This window comes from Paenibacillus sp. CAU 1782 (assembly GCF_054551715.1).
Map to the genome: position 1 here is coordinate 197317 of NZ_JBTOLL010000007.1, position 18689 is coordinate 216005.

The 18689-nt window shown below is 51.5% G+C and carries 18 protein-coding genes; 4 read left to right on the forward strand and 14 right to left on the reverse strand.

Translation table 11 applies throughout. From position 1 onward, the window contains the following. Nucleotides 1–256 precede the first annotated feature (256 nt). From ACX93W_RS16860 to ACX93W_RS16875, 4 genes are all read right to left on the reverse strand, one after another. Nucleotides 257–1876 (reverse strand): ABC-F family ATP-binding cassette domain-containing protein, encoded by a 1620-nt coding sequence (locus ACX93W_RS16860; protein WP_459393533.1) that lies wholly within the window; start codon nucleotides 1874–1876, stop codon nucleotides 257–259. Nucleotides 1877–1986: 110 nt separating this feature from the next. After that, nucleotides 1987–3120 carry an MBL fold metallo-hydrolase gene (locus ACX93W_RS16865; protein ID WP_459393534.1) on the reverse strand — a complete coding sequence of 378 codons (1134 nt, stop codon included), beginning with the start codon at nucleotides 3118–3120 and terminating at the stop codon, nucleotides 1987–1989. Between the two features lie 129 nt (nucleotides 3121–3249). Beyond that, a complete protein-coding gene (locus ACX93W_RS16870) occupies nucleotides 3250–4773 on the reverse strand; it encodes a HAMP domain-containing sensor histidine kinase (protein ID WP_459393535.1) in 1524 nt (507 codons plus the stop codon). Then, a complete protein-coding gene (locus ACX93W_RS16875) occupies nucleotides 4758–5441 on the reverse strand; it encodes a response regulator transcription factor (protein WP_459393536.1) in 684 nt (227 codons plus the stop codon). Before ACX93W_RS16875 ends, ACX93W_RS16870 begins: the two co-directional genes overlap by 16 nt. Nucleotides 5442–5688: 247 nt before the next feature. Here ACX93W_RS16875 and ACX93W_RS16880 point away from each other — a divergent pair, with 247 nt between their 5' ends. Together ACX93W_RS16880 and ACX93W_RS16885 are read left to right on the forward strand one after the other, a co-directional pair. Further along, on the forward strand, nucleotides 5689–6450 hold the full coding sequence (locus tag ACX93W_RS16880; protein WP_459393537.1) for a YceI family protein: 762 nt from the start codon (nucleotides 5689–5691) through the stop codon (nucleotides 6448–6450). Between the two features lie 201 nt (nucleotides 6451–6651). Next, nucleotides 6652–7797 (forward strand): conserved virulence factor C family protein, encoded by a 1146-nt coding sequence (locus ACX93W_RS16885; RefSeq protein WP_459393538.1) that lies wholly within the window; start codon nucleotides 6652–6654, stop codon nucleotides 7795–7797. Nucleotides 7798–7910: 113 nt separating this feature from the next. Here ACX93W_RS16885 and ACX93W_RS16890 read toward each other — a convergent pair whose 3' ends face one another. The 3 genes from ACX93W_RS16890 to mutY form a co-directional block, all read right to left on the reverse strand. Then, nucleotides 7911–9215: a transglutaminase domain-containing protein gene (locus ACX93W_RS16890; RefSeq protein WP_459393539.1), complete on the reverse strand. Its 1305-nt coding sequence runs from the start codon at nucleotides 9213–9215 to the stop codon at nucleotides 7911–7913. A 125-nt stretch (nucleotides 9216–9340) separates the two neighbouring features. Beyond that, complete coding sequence (locus ACX93W_RS16895) at nucleotides 9341–9973, reverse strand: bifunctional 4-hydroxy-2-oxoglutarate aldolase/2-dehydro-3-deoxy-phosphogluconate aldolase (protein ID WP_459393540.1); 633 nt, start codon at nucleotides 9971–9973, stop codon at nucleotides 9341–9343. Next, entirely contained in the window at nucleotides 9970–11283 is a 1314-nt protein-coding gene (gene mutY, locus ACX93W_RS16900; protein ID WP_459393541.1) for an A/G-specific adenine glycosylase, read from the reverse strand. The genes ACX93W_RS16895 and mutY overlap by 4 nt, the downstream gene beginning before the upstream one ends. A gap of 270 nt (nucleotides 11284–11553) precedes the next feature. On the opposite strand from mutY, the gene ACX93W_RS16905 reads away from it, so the two are divergent. Further along, entirely contained in the window at nucleotides 11554–11913 is a 360-nt protein-coding gene (locus ACX93W_RS16905; RefSeq protein ID WP_459393542.1) for a c-type cytochrome, read from the forward strand. A gap of 74 nt (nucleotides 11914–11987) precedes the next feature. Here the strand turns inward: ACX93W_RS16905 and ACX93W_RS16910 are convergent, their stop codons facing one another. The 7 genes from ACX93W_RS16910 to ACX93W_RS16940 all read right to left on the reverse strand — a co-directional run bounded on the left by ACX93W_RS16910 (nucleotide 11988) and on the right by ACX93W_RS16940 (nucleotide 17057). After that, on the reverse strand, nucleotides 11988–12218 hold the full coding sequence (locus ACX93W_RS16910; RefSeq protein ID WP_459393543.1) for a hypothetical protein: 231 nt from the start codon (nucleotides 12216–12218) through the stop codon (nucleotides 11988–11990). A 264-nt stretch (nucleotides 12219–12482) separates the two neighbouring features. Then, nucleotides 12483–12881 carry a holo-ACP synthase gene (gene acpS, locus ACX93W_RS16915; RefSeq protein ID WP_459393544.1) on the reverse strand — a complete coding sequence of 133 codons (399 nt, stop codon included), beginning with the start codon at nucleotides 12879–12881 and terminating at the stop codon, nucleotides 12483–12485. 12 nt (nucleotides 12882–12893) lie between these two features. Then, on the reverse strand, nucleotides 12894–13703 hold the full coding sequence (nadE, locus tag ACX93W_RS16920) for an ammonia-dependent NAD(+) synthetase (protein ID WP_459393545.1): 810 nt from the start codon (nucleotides 13701–13703) through the stop codon (nucleotides 12894–12896). A gap of 13 nt (nucleotides 13704–13716) precedes the next feature. After that, a complete protein-coding gene (locus ACX93W_RS16925) occupies nucleotides 13717–14151 on the reverse strand; it encodes a BrxA/BrxB family bacilliredoxin (protein WP_459393546.1) in 435 nt (144 codons plus the stop codon). A gap of 119 nt (nucleotides 14152–14270) precedes the next feature. Further along, nucleotides 14271–14492 (reverse strand): hypothetical protein, encoded by a 222-nt coding sequence (locus ACX93W_RS16930; protein ID WP_459393547.1) that lies wholly within the window; start codon nucleotides 14490–14492, stop codon nucleotides 14271–14273. After that, complete coding sequence (locus tag ACX93W_RS16935; protein WP_459393548.1) at nucleotides 14489–16168, reverse strand: two-component system sensor histidine kinase NtrB; 1680 nt, start codon at nucleotides 16166–16168, stop codon at nucleotides 14489–14491. The genes ACX93W_RS16930 and ACX93W_RS16935 overlap by 4 nt, the downstream gene beginning before the upstream one ends. A 40-nt stretch (nucleotides 16169–16208) precedes the next feature. Continuing rightward, on the reverse strand, nucleotides 16209–17057 hold the full coding sequence (locus ACX93W_RS16940) for an alpha/beta hydrolase (RefSeq protein ID WP_459393549.1): 849 nt from the start codon (nucleotides 17055–17057) through the stop codon (nucleotides 16209–16211). Between the two features lie 109 nt (nucleotides 17058–17166). On the opposite strand from ACX93W_RS16940, the gene ACX93W_RS16945 reads away from it, so the two are divergent. Beyond that, nucleotides 17167–18441, forward strand: coding sequence for a BaiN/RdsA family NAD(P)/FAD-dependent oxidoreductase (locus ACX93W_RS16945; protein WP_459393550.1), 1275 nt, complete (start codon nucleotides 17167–17169; stop codon nucleotides 18439–18441). The last annotated feature ends 248 nt before the right edge of the window (nucleotides 18442–18689 follow it).

An 18689-nucleotide genomic window follows, 5' to 3' on the forward strand; every position in this document is an offset into this window, starting at 1 on the left:
TGTGGGTCTAGAGAAACAGTGTTTGCCGCATACGCACTTTTATGCACTGGCGCAACACAAATGCTTCTGCCCAAAAATTCCCGCCCTATGCCAACTTTCTCCTTATTGCAGTCGTGGCGCAGCATTTCAAGATTTGAAATAAGCCCGGCACGACAAAAGCCGGCGCTCCATACAGGAGCAGCCGGCATACAAAAAGATTTAGATTTGTAGAAATAAAGCTTGATGAAGCGCCTCTTGAGAACAATAGAGGTTTAACTTAAACGGAGTACATGCGCTCGCGCAGCTCTTTGATCTCCGCGCTTTCCAGATATTCGTCGTAAGTCGTCATCCGGTCAATAATGCCGTTTGGCGTAATTTCGATAATCCGGTTAGCAACCGTTTGAACAAACTGATGGTCATGGGACGTGAACAAAATGGTGCAGTCCGTATCAATCAGGCCGTTGTTGAGCGCCGTAATGGATTCCAGATCCAAGTGGTTGGTCGGCTCGTCAAGGACAAAGACGTTGGCGCCTTCCAGCATCATTTTGGACAACATGCAGCGTACTTTTTCGCCACCGGACAATACGCTTGCTTTTTTCATGGCGTCATCGCCCGAGAACAGCATACGGCCCAGGAAGCCGCGCAGGAAGGTTTCGTCCGGATCTTTGGAATATTGGCGCAGCCACTCCACCAGATTAAGATCCACTCCGTCAAAATAAGCGGAGTTGTCTTTAGGGAAATAGGCCTGCGTAGTCGTTACGCCCCAGGAGTAAGTGCCCGCATCCGGCTCAAGCTCGCCTGCAATCAGTTGGAAAAACGTCGTTTTAGGCAAGCCGTTAGGCCCTACAAACGCGACTTTGTCGCCTTTGTTAATCGTCAGCGTCACATTATCGATCAGCTTTTCGCCCTCAACGGATTTGCTCAAGCCTTCAACCAGCAGCAGCTGTTTGCCGGCTTCGCGTTCACCCTTGAACAGGATAAAGGGATATTTCCGGTTGGATGGACGAATATCGTCCAGCGTAATTTTGTCCAGCAGCTTTTTCCGTGAAGTCGCTTGCTTGGATTTGGATTTATTGGCGCTAAAGCGTTGAATAAACGCTTGCAGTTCCTTGATTTTGTCTTCTTTCTTTTTGTTCTCCGAGCGGTGGAGCGCCAGAGCCAATTGGCTGGACTCGTACCAGAAGTCGTAGTTGCCTACATACATCTGGATTTTTCCGAAGTCGATGTCGGCAATATGGGTACAAACCGTGTTCAGGAAGTGCCTGTCATGGCTGACCACGACAACTGTGCCTTCATACTTGGAAAGAAAATCTTCCAGCCAGCGAATGGATTCGATGTCCAAATGGTTGGTAGGCTCATCGAGCAGCAGAATATGAGGCGAGCCAAACAAAGCTTGGGACAGCAAAACGCGAACTTTCTCGTTTCCGCCGAGCTCCGACATCAATTTATCGTGCATATCCGTAGTAATGCCAAGCCCGTTCAGCATTTCCGCTGCTTCGGATTCCGCTTCCCAGCCGTTCATGTCGGCAAACTCCGCTTCAAGCTCGCCCGCTCGCATGCCGTCTTCATCCGTAAAATCGGCTTTGGCATACAGCGCATCCTTTTCCTTCATTACTTCATAGAGCTTTTTGTGGCCCATAATGACCGTCTCAAGCACCTTGAAGTTGTCGTATTCATAATGGTTCTGCTTCAGAACGGCAAGCCGCTCCCCTGGCGTAATATGAACCTCGCCGGAGGATTGCTCCACCTCGCCGGATAAAATTTTCAGGAAAGTGGACTTTCCTGCGCCGTTTGCTCCGATCAAGCCATAGCAATTGCCCGGCGTAAATTTGATATTAACATCTTCGAACAGCGGTTTCTTGCCGAATCGAAGCGTAATGCCGCTTGTACTGATCATTTTTACAATCCCGTCCTTCACTACGATAATTTCTCGAACTATTATAGCACAGTATGAAGGGGCAATCATCCTTTTAAGAGGTTGTTCAAAAAGTATGTGTCCAGCGTTTCTTAGAGTTCTGGCTTTGCCACGCCAGCCCCTTGCAGCTTATGCAAACTTTCATCGGGCTGCCATACATGGCCAAGCGGCAAAATGACAACTCTCTCCTCCGGCAATTTAAGCCGGCAGCGCTCCGCTTCAAGCCGATCCAGCGCCTCGCGGGGAGTATCGTCCGCCAGCTTGAAAGCGCCGTAATGCATCGGCACAAACAACGAAGCGCCCGTATCCTTAAAAGCGCGCAGCGCGTCCTCGGGCGTGACATGCTGCGGCCCCATAAACCATTCCGGCTCGTAAGCGCCTATCGGCATCAAAGCAACATCGACGTTGAACCGTTTGCCGATATCCTTAAAGCCTGAAAAATAACCGCTGTCCCCCGCAAAATAAATGCATTTTGCCGCGCAGCGCTCCTTTTGCGTCTCGTTGTGCTCTTCGGAAGCCGCAACCATTTCAGAGCCCGCTGCGGCTTCTCCGCTCGCCGCGGAAGCAGATTCATTCCGGGCCGTTTTGCCCTTTTCGGCAACGGAATGGCTTGCGGCTTTCCCGCCATGGGGATGCTCCACCGCTTCGATCATCCAGCCTCCCCAGTGGGAGCTGTTGCTGTCCCACGGATTTCGGCGCGTCGAATGCTGCGATGGCACAAACGTATATTTAACCGCTCCGATCGTGACGGATTCCCACCAATGCAGCTCTTTTACTCTGGAGAAGCCTTTTAGCCGCAGCTTGGCGCTAAGCCCGGCTGGCACAAGCATCTGCTTGCCTCCGGCCAAGCGGCGAATCGAGCTGATGCTGAGATGATCATAATGGGAATGAGAGATAAGAATTACGTCGATGGACGGTACGTCTTCTATCGGAATGCCCGGCGGAGCGAGCCTTTTATGAAAAGCCATCCGGTTTGACCACACCGGATCCGTAATGATATTTTGACCCTGCAGCTGAATCAGAAAGGTGGAATGACCCACCCAAGTCAGGGTTGGCGTCGTTCGATTTTGGTGCAAAAACGTTTTGTCAGCCTCAACGCCAGGCACTTGGTAGGAATAATCCTTAAGCCGCTGCTTGCCCATCCGTTCCTGTCTCCACCGATTGAACTGCTTGTAGGAATTATGTGGTTCAACCCGATTCAGATTACCAAATCTTTTTTTGCCCAAACCTGTGTTCCTCCTTGCAGCTTCTGACTTATCATTAAGATACCAAGATCCAAGTGCGCAATGCAAATAAAGACATTGTGAGGATGTTTACTGTCCCCGCTCTCCTGTATCGCCGAATACTTTGCTGGCCTAGTCAGGTTTGCCAGACTTGTCGGGCTTGCCGGACTTCCCGGGCTTTCCAGACTTGCGGGATTTGACTGGTTTGCCAAGCTTTTCGGACTTGCCCATGCTTCCAGCCTTGCCGGCGACAGCATCCGGACAGCCAAGCTCCAGAGCAAACACGCTGCCTTGTCCCGAGCTGCGGCTAAGCTTCAACTCGCCGCCTTGCGCATGAGCCAGCAGACGGCTGTACGTCAAACCTAACCCCAGCCCCCGCGTTGTCCGTTTTTTATGCTCTCCCCGGAAAAACCGCTCAAATATATAAGGCTGCTCAAGCTCGGGAATGCCGGAACCGTTGTCTTCGACTTCAATGGCGGCGGAGCCGTTTGTAACGGCGAGCCGAATTTTCAATTGCAGCGGCCGATCGGGCTGGGCTGCCTGAAGGCCGTTATTCAATAGATTAACCATGATTTGCTGAATCCGAAGCGCATCGCCTACAATAAACATGGATTCTTCGGTGCATTGGAACTGAATATCCAATCCCGCGTCTTCATGGGCGATGCCCCATTGATAAATAATTTCCTGAATAAGCGCCTTGAGATCCAGCACATCCTTCCGAACCTCCAGCGTTCCCGATGAAAATGCGTTGTAATTGAGCAAATCCGCTACCATCCGCTCTAAACGCGATGTTTCTTTTAGCGCGATATCCATAAACTCATCTGCTTCCTCCTGCACGACGACGCCTTCCCGCACGGCCAACAGCAATCCTTTAATGGAGGTAACGGGAGTTTTCAGCTCATGGGTGACGCCCGCCAGCGACAACGCGCGCCATTCCTCCAGATGCTTGAGCCGGGCAGCCATATGGCCAAACGATTCCATTAAATCATTGATTTCGCGTTCCCTCGTCTGCACGCCTGGTTTAAAATCATAATGGCCCGCCGCGATTTGCCTTGCGCTTTCCGCAACCCGGGATATGGGCCGAGACAACTTGCGGGAGAGCAAATATAGCGTCAGCCATCCGCCAAGCGCTAGCGTCAACAGCAGCACGGCAACAAGCACAATTTCATTTTGGCTGTAATACAACGACATCTTGGACTGTACCAGCGTTACCTGCCCCTGTTGCTGATCTCCGTTCATGATGGGAGTTGAAACGGCAATAAATCGGTTGTCTCTCGCCCGCGTTAAATCGTCGGACAGTTTTTTCCGGATCTCCGCGTCGCTAAGCTGAGGACGGGAATAAACGACATGCCCCCCGGCATCCGTAATGATAAAGCATAAATCAAATTCATCGATATTAAAAAACATGAGCCGACTGTCCAGAAGCTTGTCAAAATAAGGCGGGAGCTTCAGCTTGCCGTTTTCGGCCACAACCCGCTCCGCCACCTCCTGCCCTAGCAAACCTGCCGTTTTCAGCCGGCTGTTAAGCGCCGTGTCCATAATCCAATAGACGGCGCAGGTCGCGATAATGCCAAGGCTGACGCACAAAATCAAAAAGTAGCGTATCGTCCAGTAGGATAAAATCGACGTTTGGCGTTTTTTTATTCCTTTACCCAAAATTGATACCCCATTCCCCGCAATGTGCGAATTTCTCCGGCATCCTGAGACCAGTGGGACAGCGACTGCCGCAGCCGCTTAATGGAAAGATCCACCGCGCGGTCACTGCCATCGTAATCCATCCCCCACACCTGGTCGATAAGCTGCTCTCTGGTAAAGGTTCGCTGCGGACGCTCCGCCAAAAACAGCAGCAGCGACAGCTCGCGGGGGCTCAGCGCCACCTCGACGCCATTGACCAAGGCCTGTTTTGCGGCAAAATCGATCACCAGATTTCCATATATCCGCTTGGCGCCGCCATCATTCCATAACGGCCTTCGCCTTAAGACCGCATTGATCCGGGCAACCACTTCCTCCGGCACAAACGGCTTGTTCATATAATCATCCGCTCCGCCGTCCAGTCCGGCAAGCCTGTCCTGAATTCCGTCCCGCGCCGTCAGCATGATAACAGGGCAAGCGCTTTGCGCGCGAATAGAGGAAAGCAGTTCAAAGCCGTCCACATCAGGCAGCATAATATCCAGCAGAACCAGCACCGGTTCCTCCAGCGAAAATTGTCTTAAAGCCTCGGCTCCGTTTGCCGCCCTCACGGGGACATAACCCGCTTTTTTGACATAAGCGGCAAGCACCCGGGAAATAGCTTCCTCGTCTTCAACAATCAAAATATGATTCACGGCTTTCCCCTTTCAATCGCCTGTACACTGCTTGTTTTTGTACTTATTGAATACCACATCTGGGACCATGCCGCAACCAATATCAAACATTAATCTGCAGAAAACAACCTTTTTATTACCTATTTTTGAATATTTTTTACTCGACATATTCCCGACACAATGGATTGCTATAGTGTGGTTATAGCGAAAAATCTTAAAAAGAGCAGCAGAGCAGAAGCTGCCGTTAATAGTGGACAGGAGGATTCATATGAATAAGAAAACTAGAAATTTGATCATCGCAGGTGCAGGCGCCGTCATATTGCTAGGCGGAGGCGGATATGCCGTCATGAGCAACTATATGGGCAATAATGTTGAAATCGAAAGCGTCATTCCGGCTGCATCGCCGTCAGCCACAACTAACGCAAACAATTCGGAAAGCAATACATCCGCATCCGGCAACAACACCTCCGGCAATAGCGGTGCCACAGAAGGAACCGGCGCTCTGACTTCGGCCGATCTGAATGGAGAGTGGAGCATCGCGGATACATCCAAGGTGTATTTCTCCGTAACGACTTCCAAGGAAACCGTCAATTTTGAAAATAATGCCGTTAGCGGCAACTGGACCATCGACCTTGATAATCAAGCCAACATGAAAGGTACGGGCAGTATTGATCTGAGCGTCATCGATTCCGGCAACAGCCAGCGCGACGGACATATCCAAAGCCCGGATTACTTCGATATCTCAGCTTATCCAACGGCGGATTTTGAAGCGACTTCTTTTGAAGGGCTGCCTGCAGAATGGACCGAAGGAACGGTTTACGATTTTACAATGACGGGGAATTTGAATCTTCGCGGCATTGATAAAGAGGTTGTTTTTACGGCTAAAGCTTTGTCTCAGGACGGACAAGTTATGCTTTCCGGCACCACAACCGTAACCTTTGAGGATTTCGGCATGGCTAACCCTCATTCCGTTGTTCTTAGCACAGAAAATGATGTTGCCGTACAATTGGAGCTTGTCCTGCAAAAATAATGGGCGGCCTTTAGCCCTTCCTACCATAATCCCCGATGCCGTCTCTTCCGGTGTCGGGGATTTTCAATTTGTCCTCAAATGTAATAAAAATCATTGACAATTAGCGCAGTTAAAGTTTCAAGTGGTACAATAGAAGCAATATGAAGAAGGCATGGATTCAACATGCAATGTTAATATCCAGCCTGACAGGAGGATTTTGCAATGAAACTGCTTTCGATCGAACCAACGCCAAGTCCCAACTCCATGAAGCTGAATCTGGATGAGTCGCTTCCGCGCGGACGGCGTTTTACTTATAAAACTGCGGAGGCGGACAGTCTCCAGCAGCCCTATAAAGCGCTCCTTCAAATAGAAGGCGTGCGCAGCTTGTTCCGCACGGCCGATTTTATCGCCTTGGACCGCAAGCCGGGAGCCGATTGGGCGGCTATCCTTGCTTCCGCCAGAGAGCTGCTGCAGGGTGGAGAAGAAGCGGCAGAAGGTACCGCATCGGCAGGAATGGCGCACGGGTACGGCGAAGCGCAGGTGCTTGTGCAAATGTACCGGGGTATCCCGATTCAGGTGCGCGTGCGCATGAACGATGGGGAAACCCGCTCCGCCTTGCCCGCCAAATTCGGCGAGGCGGTAAATAAAGCTGCAGGCTCTTCCATGATTAGGGAGCGCAAGCTGGAGGAATTCGGCGTACGCTACGGCGAGCCGGAGGAGATTGCGGCGGAAATCGTAAACGAGCTGGATGCCACCTATACGGATTCGCGCCTGCAAGAGCTAATCGAAGCCGCCGTTGCTTTGGGGCCGGAGCAGGAAAGCGCACCGCCGGCCCCCAGACCGGAGCCGCTTGACCTTTCCGAAGTCGAAGAAGTTTTTAACTCCGAGATTTGGCAGGAGCGTTACGCAGCGTTGGAGCGATATGTCAGCGCTCCGGAAGGCTTGCCCTTGTTGTCCAGAGCTTTGGCCGACGACAACGCCTCCATCCGCAGGTTAGCGGTTATCTATTTGGGGGATTTGCGCAGCCCGGAAGCTTTGCCGCTTCTGTTCCAGGCTCTTCAAGATTCTTCGCCGTCCGTGCGGAGAACAGCGGGCGATACGTTGTCCGATCTGGGCGACCCTGCCGCCATCGGCCCTATGATCACCGCGCTGGGAGACAAAAACAAGCTTGTTCGCTGGCGCGCCGCCCGCTTCCTGTACGAAGCTGGGGACGAAACGGCCATCGAAGCGCTGAAGAGTGCCGCGAATGACAGCGAATTCGAAATCAGCCTTCAGGCGCAGATCGCTCTGGAAAGAATTCAACGGGGCGAAGAAGCCGCCGGAGCCGTCTGGCAGCAGATGACCGCGGCAAGAAGCCGCCAGGGCTGACCCCACTAACATACGTCGGAGAAAAACTGCGGGACCTCCCGTTTCAGGGGGGGCCCGGAAGGTTCTCTGAAAGGTTCACTGCATGGTTCCCTTCACTCGGAAAGTTTCAGCTCCTAGGGGTATTTCAACTGCAGATTGACCAACAGCGAATTTTCGCCGTTATACGGTTCATACGACGCACGATAGCCAATTCCGCCGCCAACATGCTGAAAAGCGGACTCTAACGCTTCCTGAAAACCTTCGGCGTCGAGATACCGGAACTGCAGCCCCATGGAACGGGAGCTGGCGGCCGAAGCAATGACTTGCTGAAGCTCGCTGACTCCTGACACCGTATTTTCCGGCTCCAGCCAGTGAAGGCCCAATGCTATTTTGAGAGCGCCGAAGCGGAGTTTGCCCTCTTCGCTTCCCTCCCGCTCCAGATCCCTGAGCGTATCGGCATAGGCAGTTGATGCTTCGGGATAGACGCGAGTCCATGTATGGTCGCGCCGCATTTCTTCATCCGTTCTCAAATAATAGGTGTAACGGACAATATCATCCTGAACGCCCACGGGATCATCCCAGGTCAAATCAAGATGGTACCAATCGCCGTCAAGCTTCACCATATTCCATGCATGTTCGCCGGTATTAACGGAGCCTTCCGCAATCAATACGTCAAATCCGGATTTTTTCAGCATGATATAACCAAGAAGCGAATAGCCCTGACAAACGGCTTTGCCCAGAGATACGGCATGATAGGCCGTATAGTAGGAGAGAGACTGGTCATATTCCACATGGGTTACGACCCAATCGTGGATAGCTTTGATTTTTTCGTGGTCATTCATGTCCGGCTTCAAAATTTCCGCCAGAACCTGATCTGCCTTTGCTTCCACTATTGCGGTTTCTTCCACGCTTTCACGATAACGCGCTTCAACGGTTATATTAGATTTTCCGCCCCAGCTTCGAATGGTGTAGGCATAGGATTCCAGCACGTACGCGGAATAATCGTCCAGACTCAGCGCTTCCCTGATAATGCCCTTCATTTCTGCCGAAAGCTTGTTTCGATCTCCTTTGTAAGAAGCCGTAAACTGGTCGGAGCGGCTCTGAAAGCCCCGTGCCAGTTCCAGCTTAATCTCTCCGTAGGGACTTGCCTTCATCGCTTCCTCTGCCGCCGCCTTTGTCCCAGTGCTTGCCTTTTGCGTTTCCTCGCCGGCCTCGGCAGCATCCTCTCCACCCGCAGGCTGCTCGGAAACATTAACATCCTTCTCCGCAAGTTCGGGCGACGTCTCGCTTTGGGTGGTGAAAATATCAGCTACGTTATGCTCCTCCAGCAATTCCTTGAAATTGATTTGCGATAGAGGCACGTCCTTATACAGCAAAACAACATACGCCGCTGCGGCAACAAAACCTAGCAGCAGCACCTTAGCCAAAAATTTCCCCAAGCTAACCGCCTCCTCTCGCGCCTGCGATCCAACCTTTTACAAGCTTATGACCGCCGTTGCCGCGGAATGCCCTAATCCCCGCTCTTGCGTTGAAGCTACTTCGCTGCTAATCATAATGACAACATCTACCCGGCATTTACCGCTTCAACAAACCTTCTTGCCTGGTCTCGAAGCAAATCATGACGCCCTTCCTTTACCCATTCCATATTGACCAGCTTGCTTCCAAGCCCCACCGCAGTTGCGCCGGAACGAAAGTATTCTCCGATATTATGCAAATCCGCGCCGCCTGTTGCCAGAATCGGAATATCATTCAACGGGCCTCTTATTTCACGCAGGTAGCCGGTGCCCAGAGTGGCCATCGGAAACAGCTTGACCGCTTCCGCCCCCGCTTTAACAGCTTTGACGATTTCAGTCGGCGTCATAACACCGGGCCAAACCGAAATGCCTTTGTCCATTCCATAAGCAATTACGTCCTCGTCCAGATTGGGCGAGATGAGAAATTGCGCTCCTGCGTCAACTGCTTCTCTGGCGGCTGCCAGATCCGTAACCGTCCCGGCTCCAATAGCGGCTTCCGCTCCGAATTTGGCGCGCCAACGATGAATCATGTCGGCTGCTCCATCCGTATTCATTGTAATTTCCATCAGGGCAATGCCGCCGTCGATCAATGCCCGTGCCGTCCCGTCGGCATGCTTGTCCTGAATGCCCCTCATAATCGCAACCATTTTATGCTTATGCAGCAGCTCCAGCATTTTGCTCATGATTTTTTCCTCCTTTCCGTATGCTCCCATGTTTCCTGAATGACGCGCAAAAACAGATTTGGGAACGGCAGCTGCTCCATATCCTCGCGGCCGATCCAGCGATAAAGCATACCTCCCGAGGCGTTGTTCCCAGCGGTTTCGTCAGGTGCTTTCGCCCGGTATTCCTCCGGCCCTTCAGCCGCCAGCATTAAAACGCCGGACTTTTCTGAAGCCGAGCCTGCCCGATTGTCGATTATCTCATTTTCATTGTCTGCAATCTGAGTCGCTTCTTCACCCAGATCGCATTCTATGATTCTCATTTTCCATAAAATATGGCTAAAAATATGGTCGGCATCCTTTAGCCAGCCTTTAGGACGAATCAGTTGGCCTGTATCCTGCTCCACCATAACGGTTAGCAGTTCAGCAAGCTCCGGCTGTTCCCTGGAAGACTCCTCGGCAAACCAGTCAGCCGCATGAGACGGCAGCAGCAAATGAGGCAATTCCCACATGCCGGCGAGCAGCCCTTTTCCTTCTCTCTGGCGAACAAGCAGCTTTCCCGCATTTTCGCCCTTCCCCCAAATGAGAGCGGCAGCGCGGTATTCCTGGCGGGGAGGCTTGGCTTTCGTCTTTATTGGAAGCTCCAGCTCCCTGCCGGCAAGCCGGCCTTCGCATTCTTCCATGACGGGACATGTCAAACAGCCAGGCGATTTAGGCGTACAGATCAGCGCGCCAAGCTCCATCAACGCCTGATTAAAGTCACCTGCTGCGCCTTCCGGAATAAGAGCCGCCGCCAGCTTTTCAATCCCCACTCGGGTTGCGGGTTTGGCGATATCCTCCTCCAGACAGAAAAAGCGGGACAATACCCGCATGACATTACCGTCGACTGCGGGCTCCGGCCGGTTAAAGGCGATGCTCATTATTGCTCCGCTTGTATACGGGCCAACCCCCTTCAGCCCCGACACTGCTTCCTTATCGTCCGGAATGATGCCGCCATATAGCTCCATGACCATTTTGGCCCCGGCTTGAAGATTTCTTGCGCGAGAGTAGTAGCCCAGCCCCTCCCAACATTTCAGAACCTCTTCCTCCGGCGCCTCCGCCAGCGCATTCACGGTTGGAAACTTCTCCATAAAGGTGAGATAATAAGGGATGACGGTGTCCACTCGGGTTTGCTGAAGCATAATTTCCGATACCCAGATGCGGTAGGGATCGCGATTTTTGCGCCATGGCAAAATCCGTTTTTGCGCCCGATACCAGGCAAGAAGCTCCGTACTGAAAAAAGGGTGGCCGTTTTGAATTGCTGTATGTTGAATTGCCGATTGTTTAGCTGCCATTGTTTCTATATTTCCTCTCTGTAATCTTGCAGCCTTCTACCGCCAAATTACGGCTGTACAGACGCAAGGTGTGACTTTATTAACTATGTTCTATTATACCTTTAACTAGATACGTTGAACAAAAGAATTTCAGACAATAGAACCGCCATGCGGAAAGTTCTTCATATGAAAAAACCTCTGGAGAGGCGACTGCAGGATGAGGCGGCCCCGTTTAGAGGAAGGTTTAATGTCCTATAAGAAGACTCTATACAGTTAGGTGGAGGAATGGATATGGGAGCGAGGAAAAATAAAGTTCGAATCGGGTCCCTTCTGCTGGCAATCGGGCTGATGGCTGCCGTTGCTACCGGTTGCGGGGGAGGCGACAAAGAAAGGAGCGGCGGCAAGGGGCTGCGGGATGCTCCGACCGAAATCGCCGCCGTCTATAAGGCACGCTGCGTTAGCTGCCACGGCACCGAGCTGCAAGGAAAAGTCGGAGGGGACAGCAATTTGCAGCAGGTCGGCGCTCGCAGGAGCGTGGAACAATTAATCCTGCAAATAGAGAACGGCGATGGGCTTATGCCCGCCTTTAAGGACAGCTTAACCAGTGAAGAAATCGCCGGACTAGCGGAATGGCTGGCACAACAAAAATGAGGCTAGCCACAAAAAAAGCAGGCTCCGGGCTTCAGGGATTACACCCTGTCAAAGCCTCGAGAACCTGCTTGTTTCTAATAACCAATATGATGTCGGTTCACCTTGGATGAGCGGATATGCGGCAGCATCGCCGGGCCTCCATACGTCCAATGCGTTTCCCCCATCTCGGGATGGGAAGGAAATAAATCTCCCCTGAGAAGCAATAAATTGCCGCCCCAATCATCGGAGTACAACCCTTCATGCTCAACCCATTGTCCTGTCCGGTAACGCCTTGACGTGCTGGCTGCTTGCTTATGCTTGATCATCCGCCATCCCTCCTGCCTACTCCTATAGAGGTTGTTCAAAAAGTCCACTTTCCATTACGTAGCATGCCTGACGGCATAGTCAGCATCGAATATAGAATTCAGCCGAACTGTCCGTTGCTCACTTAGCTGTCACTAAGCTCCGCTACTCCATTTCTAGCTTCATCCCATCTTCTCGGTACTGATAACTGGACTTTTTGAACACATATTATTACATTCCAAGTATAGGCAAAAGGTGACAGCGTTATCCGCTAAGGCGGACAAAAATTATCGTTTGATCCGTTCGACAACAACAAAAGCGGAGGCTAATCCCCGCTCATGCGTTATCGTGACGTGGATTTCGATAAACTCGGGATTGATGCCAAGCCTGACCCATGCATCCTCGGCAAGACCGCAATGGGGCCGGCCGTTATCGTCCCGCAAAATCTGAATATCGCGAAAGCCGATAAGCGAGCCGATGCCGCAGCCAAATGCTTTGGATACTGCTTCCTTTGCGGCAAAACGCCCCGCAATAAACTGATGCAGCCGAGCCCCAGCAAGGCCGTCGGCTGTTTTCAGTTCATCTTCGGTAAGCACCCGCTCCATAAATTTGGCTCCGTGCCGGCCGCTGGCCGTAGAAGCGATTCTTTCGATATCCGCAAGATCGTGGCCTATTCCAATAATCATAGCGCCACCGTATTAAATACCGGGGATCGGAGAACGCTTGTGCTCGGTCTTCAAATATTGCTTTTCCAGCTTCTCTCTGACGTCCGGAGCAATTTCCTTGCCCTCCAGGTAGTCGCTGTTGTCGCCATATGTAATGCCAAGCTCGTCCTCGTCCGTTTGACCATCCCAAAGTCCTGCCGATGGAGCTTTGTCCAGCACGCTTTGCGGAACGCCCAGATGAGAAGCAAGCTGGCGTACCTGGCGTTTGTTGAGGGATGCCAGCGGCGTAATATCTACAGCGCCGTCGCCCCATTTTGTATAAAAGCCGGTTACCGCTTCCGACGCATGATCCGTACCAACAACAAGCAGATTGAGGTCAAAAGCCAGCGCGTATTGCATAACCATGCGCGTTCTCGCTTTAATGTTGCCTTTGCCGCCACGGCTTATATGACGCGGAATGCCTAGGTTTTTGAAGCTGTGCTCCACTTCCAGCGCAATCTCGTCAACGGCTTCGCCGATGTTGGTTTCAGCCGTATGCTTCAAATCAAAGGCTTTTGCGACAGCATAGCTGTCGGCAATGTCGCCTTGCTCGCCATATGGCTGGAAAACGCCAAGCGTCATGTAATCCTTGCCGGTTTCCGCGCTGAGCTCGTCTGTAGCTCGTTTGCAAAGACCGGTGGCTACCGCGCTGTCGATACCGCCGCTGATGGCAATCAGCAATCCCGTTGTGCCGGAATTCAGGATATATTTTTTGAGGAAATCGACGCGTTTGGCAATTTCCTCGTCTACATTAATGGTTGGTTTTACGTTCAACTGCTCAATAATTTGCTTTTGCAGGCTCATAGCTGGCCTCCCGTTATCCGCAGTATTTGTCAAAAGCGTCCGTCAAATCGGCAGCGATGTCCTCGGCGGAACGATTTTCAATTTGATGACGTTCAATAAAGTGAACCAGTTCTCCGTCCTTCAGCAATGCGATAGATGGGGAAGAAGGCGGGTACGGCGCAAAATATTCGCGTGCTTTTGCCGTCGCTTCTTTATCTTGTCCTGCAAATACAGTGTACAGGTTGTCAGGCGTCACGGCGTGGTTCAATGCTTCCGCAACCCCAGGACGGCATTGGCCGGCGGCACAGCCGCAAACGGAGTTAATAACGATCAAGGCTGTTCCTTTGGAACCCGGAACTTCAGCTTCCACTTCCTCCGGCGTACGCAATTCTTTAATTCCCAGTCTCGTGAGCTCGTCACGCATCGGTTGAACCATATCCAACATATATCTCTCAAATGACATGGACATCACTAACACACTCCCTTGTGCAACATGTTTTGCTCCTATTATACCGTCCCTTACGAAAATAAAGCAACCGGAGCCACCTGGCTCCGGCTTCTTTTCTCTTCATTAATAGCCGCTTTTCGTCAGGTAGACGGCTTGTTTGGCGTTTTGGGCTGTCTATCCTTGCCCTGCGGCGTAATATCGCCCGTGAGGCCTTTTCGATTGCGTTCGGCCTGTGTTTTCTCCATCAAGGAGCTGCTATCGCCGTATTGCTGCTGTGATGTCATTTCCTCCTCAGCCTCCAATCCAAGATAGATGCCTTCGCCCATCGGCATATGCTCCGATTTTGCGCGGCGTAGACTCACGCCGTATTATGCTCGTTATCGGGTTCCAATATGTTGAAGGCAACGATAAATAAGGTGCCTTCCCCCTCCGTGCTTTGCACATCGATCTTGCCTCGGTGGCGTTCCGCAATGCTAAGACACAGGGGCAGCCCCAATCCGGTTCCTCTTGTTTTGGTTGTAAAAAAAGGCTCGAAGAGATGTTTCATCTTCTCATGGGGAATGCCTACCCCTTCATCCTTGATATGTATGCAAACTTCCTGTTCCGTGTGCATCGTGCTAATGGACAATATGCCTTTTTCACCCATCGCCTCCATGCCGTTTCGCGCCAGATTAAGCAGCATCTGCTTGATTTCCCGGTCATTGAGCATCATGCTGGGCAAATCCGGACAAAGATCCACCTGAAGACTCTGCCCCCTTAAATTGGCGTCGGCAAGCAGAAGAGGCACGATGTCGTTGATGCTGCCGTTCAGCGATGCAAGCTCCATTTTCAGCTCACGATTTTGGGCAAGTGAAAGAAAGTCGTTAATAATCTGATTCGTTCGATCAAGCTCTTCCATTATAATGCGATAATATTCATGCTGACTTTCCGGACTGCGCTCCTGAAGCAATTGGACAAAACCACGGATGACAGCCATTGGATTACGGATTTCGTGCGTAATGCTCGCCGCCATCTGGCCCACCAGACTAAGGCGTTCCATCCGCCCTACCTCATCGCGAAGCTGATTCAGCTCCGTGACATCTTTTGCGATCAGAGCAGCGCCGGTTATGCCTCCGGCTACAGCATCATGTATCGTAATCGAGGTATACAGCAATATTTTGTCGCCCGTTACCTCTGTGATGGTATTCGCCGATTCGCCTTGAAGCGCTTTCTGAAGCAAGTTTACGCATATATTGTCGCCGTCCTCTTGAAAAACATGACGGAACCGGCTCCCCTTCAAGCTTTCGGCGTCGAGGTAATCGGTGCCAAGACTGTTTAAGCCAAGCGACTCCTCATTGGCATGCGTAATTTCTCCCTGGTCGTTAATAATCATTACCGCAAGCGGAGCCTTGTCAATAAACTGCTGCAGCTTTTCCACTTCATTCCGGTAATTGTTCGACAACAGGTTTACTTTTATATGAAGCAGTTGTTTCTCGTTAATGCTTTCTATTATGTAAATGGATAACCAAACGGCCAATAACAAACCCGATATGCCAAAAACCATCTCCAGAATCAAATAGGTTGTCCATTCCATCCCGATCTGGTTGATATATATATTGAGAATAATTATCAGGTAACATGAAAACACAGCAGTCATTAACAGGCCAATTCGTTCTCTGCCAGAAGCGGCCGCCCTTTGGAAAGAGCGGTAAACGACCAGAAAGGTAATAATAAACAGGACCGAAAACAAACCAAAGCTAATGGTTTCCCAAACATTGTCCATTTGCGGCAAGCGGGTGCCGATATACAGCAGACTAAGGCCCAGAAAGACGGGATACCCGCCATACAGGGAGCCGATCAAATAGGGGACGATCCGGAAATCCACATCGTAGCCATGAACAAGCGTTGAGGTCAACATGCACAAAATAATCGATGCCCCGCTGGTAATGGCAATAAAAGGCTTAAATCCCTTCCAGCCTCGTTCTTTGTCATGCCAAAGCAGAAAGGAAAATACGGGCAGCACGGACAGGAAAAATTGGAGCAGCAATTCCTTTAGCACTAAAGACGGGCCTCCTTTTCAGAAGCATTATTCTGTTCCCTTACAGTTGACGATGAATCCAGTCCGTCACCACGCCCAACATTTCGGCTCCCTCCAGATCATTATGCAGCTCATGCAGACCGCCGGGCCAAGGCTTCCATTCGCAACGGGCGCCAAGCTGTCCGGCCAACTGCCGGCTGGCTTCAAACGAAGTGATTCGGTCATCTGTTCCATGAAGCAGCAGCAGCGGTACATCCAGCTCCCCGGCGTGGCTCATCGCCCATTCCGAAGCCGTCTGCAGCTCGGTATAAGCTCGCGGCGTTATTGTGGTATGGCAAAACTCGTCCATTCTCATCGTTGGCTGAAAAGAGGGGCCCTCCCGGTACAAATCCTGCACTTTAAGTCCGGTTGCCATAGGCAGCGCGGGCAGCAGGATAGATAACTTTTTTCCGATCCATTCTTTGACCGCCGGAGGTTTAAACGCAAGCTGCAGCCATGGGCTCGTAAGCAGCAATCCCTGGATGGCTGGCTTAAATCTAAGACTGTAGTTCAATGCTATGTTGCCGCCCATGCTATGTCCATACAGAAATACCGGCAACCCGGGATAGCGCTTTGCGCATTGCTCCAGCATCAATTCGGTATGATCCATCATGACTTCATAGGAGGGCATATGGCCCCTCTTGCCGCCGGAACGGCCATGTCCGTAATGATCCAGGGCCAAAAGTACATATCCTTCAGAAGACAGGCGCTCCGCCACATGACTATATCGTTCTCCGTATTCGCCTTGGCCGTGGGATAATGCAATGACGGCCTTAGTCTCTTTTTGAACCGGTTTCCATTCCCGAGCAAAAAAACGGATATCGCCCAAGCCGGGACAAAACCACTCCTCGCGCTTGACTCTCTCATTCATTCCGCCTTCGCCTCCTGATTGAGGTATAATGTATAATTAAATTATACTGTAATCCATGATTTTGGATATAGGGAAAGTTGCAAATGATGCCAAAAAGGAGCTTATTACCATGCAATATGATGTAATCGTAATCGGGGCGGGCTCATCCGGCCTAATGGCTAGCGTAGCCGCCGGAGAGACGGGAGCATCCGTGCTGCTGCTTGACAAAGGGAGCAAGCTTGGGCGGAAACTCGGCATTTCCGGCGGCGGGCGCTGCAATGTGACCAATGCCAAAGCATTGGATGAATTGATTAGCCATATTCCCGGCAACGGCAAATATCTGCATAGCGCGTTTTCGCTTTTCAACAATAGGGATATTATGGATTTTTTCGAGGGATTGGGCATTCAGCTCAAAGAGGAAGATAACGGACGCATGTTCCCCGTAAGCGGGAAGGCAAAAACGGTGGTGGACGCGCTGGTGGGCAAGGTTCGCTCGCTTGGCGTGGAGATTCGGACGGATTCCCCTGTCAAAAAGGTACTATATAAAAATGGACGCGCAGTTGGCGTTAAGCTGGAAAAGGGCGAAACCCTGTCGGCGGGGGCGGTGATTGTTGCTGTAGGCGGCAAGTCGGTTCCCCATACGGGCTCGACTGGCGACGGCTACCCATGGGCGGAGGAAGCCGGCCATACCATCGTTGAGTTGTTCCCCACGGAAGTTCCGTTAACTTCCAAGACGCCGCTTATACAAAGCCGGGAGCTGCAAGGTTTGTCGCTGCGCCAGGTAGGCCTGTCCGTCCTAAACGCCAAGGGCAAAACCCTCATTCGCCATGAAGGGGACATGATCTTTACCCACTTTGGCCTATCTGGCCCAATTGCTCTTCGCTGCAGCCAATTTGTTGTCAAAGAGCTGAAAAAAAGCGGCAGCGGGCAAGTCCTCTGCTGTATTGATTTAAAGCCGGGCAAAAGCGCCGATGAGCTTTATGCCGAAAGTCTGGAGCTATGCCGTACAGACGCCAGAAAAGCGATCAAAAATGTGCTGAAGGGATTTTATCCCGAAAAGCTTGTGCCTCATCTATTGTCAGCCGCGAAGCTTCGGGAGGATATTACGTATGACAATATACCAAAGCAGGCATGGATCGAGCTGTCCAAAGTCGCCAAGGCTTTTCCTATACTCGTCAACGGCACATTGTCCATTGAAGAAGCTTTTGTAACAGGCGGCGGAGTTCAGCTAAAAGAAATCGAACCCAAGTCCATGCAATCCCGCCTTATGGAGCGGCTATATTTTTGCGGCGAAATATTGGATATACACGGTTACACCGGCGGTTATAACATTACAGCCGCATTTTCAACGGGCCACAATGCAGGCCGCCACGCCGGTTTAAGCGTAACGGGGCAGTTAGACTGAGCATGACGTTAAAGCCGTTCAAGGCTCTGCGTCAGCTCGCGGCCAGTCGATCTGTATTGCCATATGGTCAATCCGTCCATTAGAGCCGATTTTATTCAATAGCTAATTGTAACGGACATTTGTGTCTAAGCTTGCCCCACAATGTTTCCGGAAATTTACAGTAAGAAGCGATACGTATCCAATACGTTGCGAAACACTTGAAGGCCCCTCCACAACACTTTGACCCCGGGGGCTCCATCGCTCTTGCG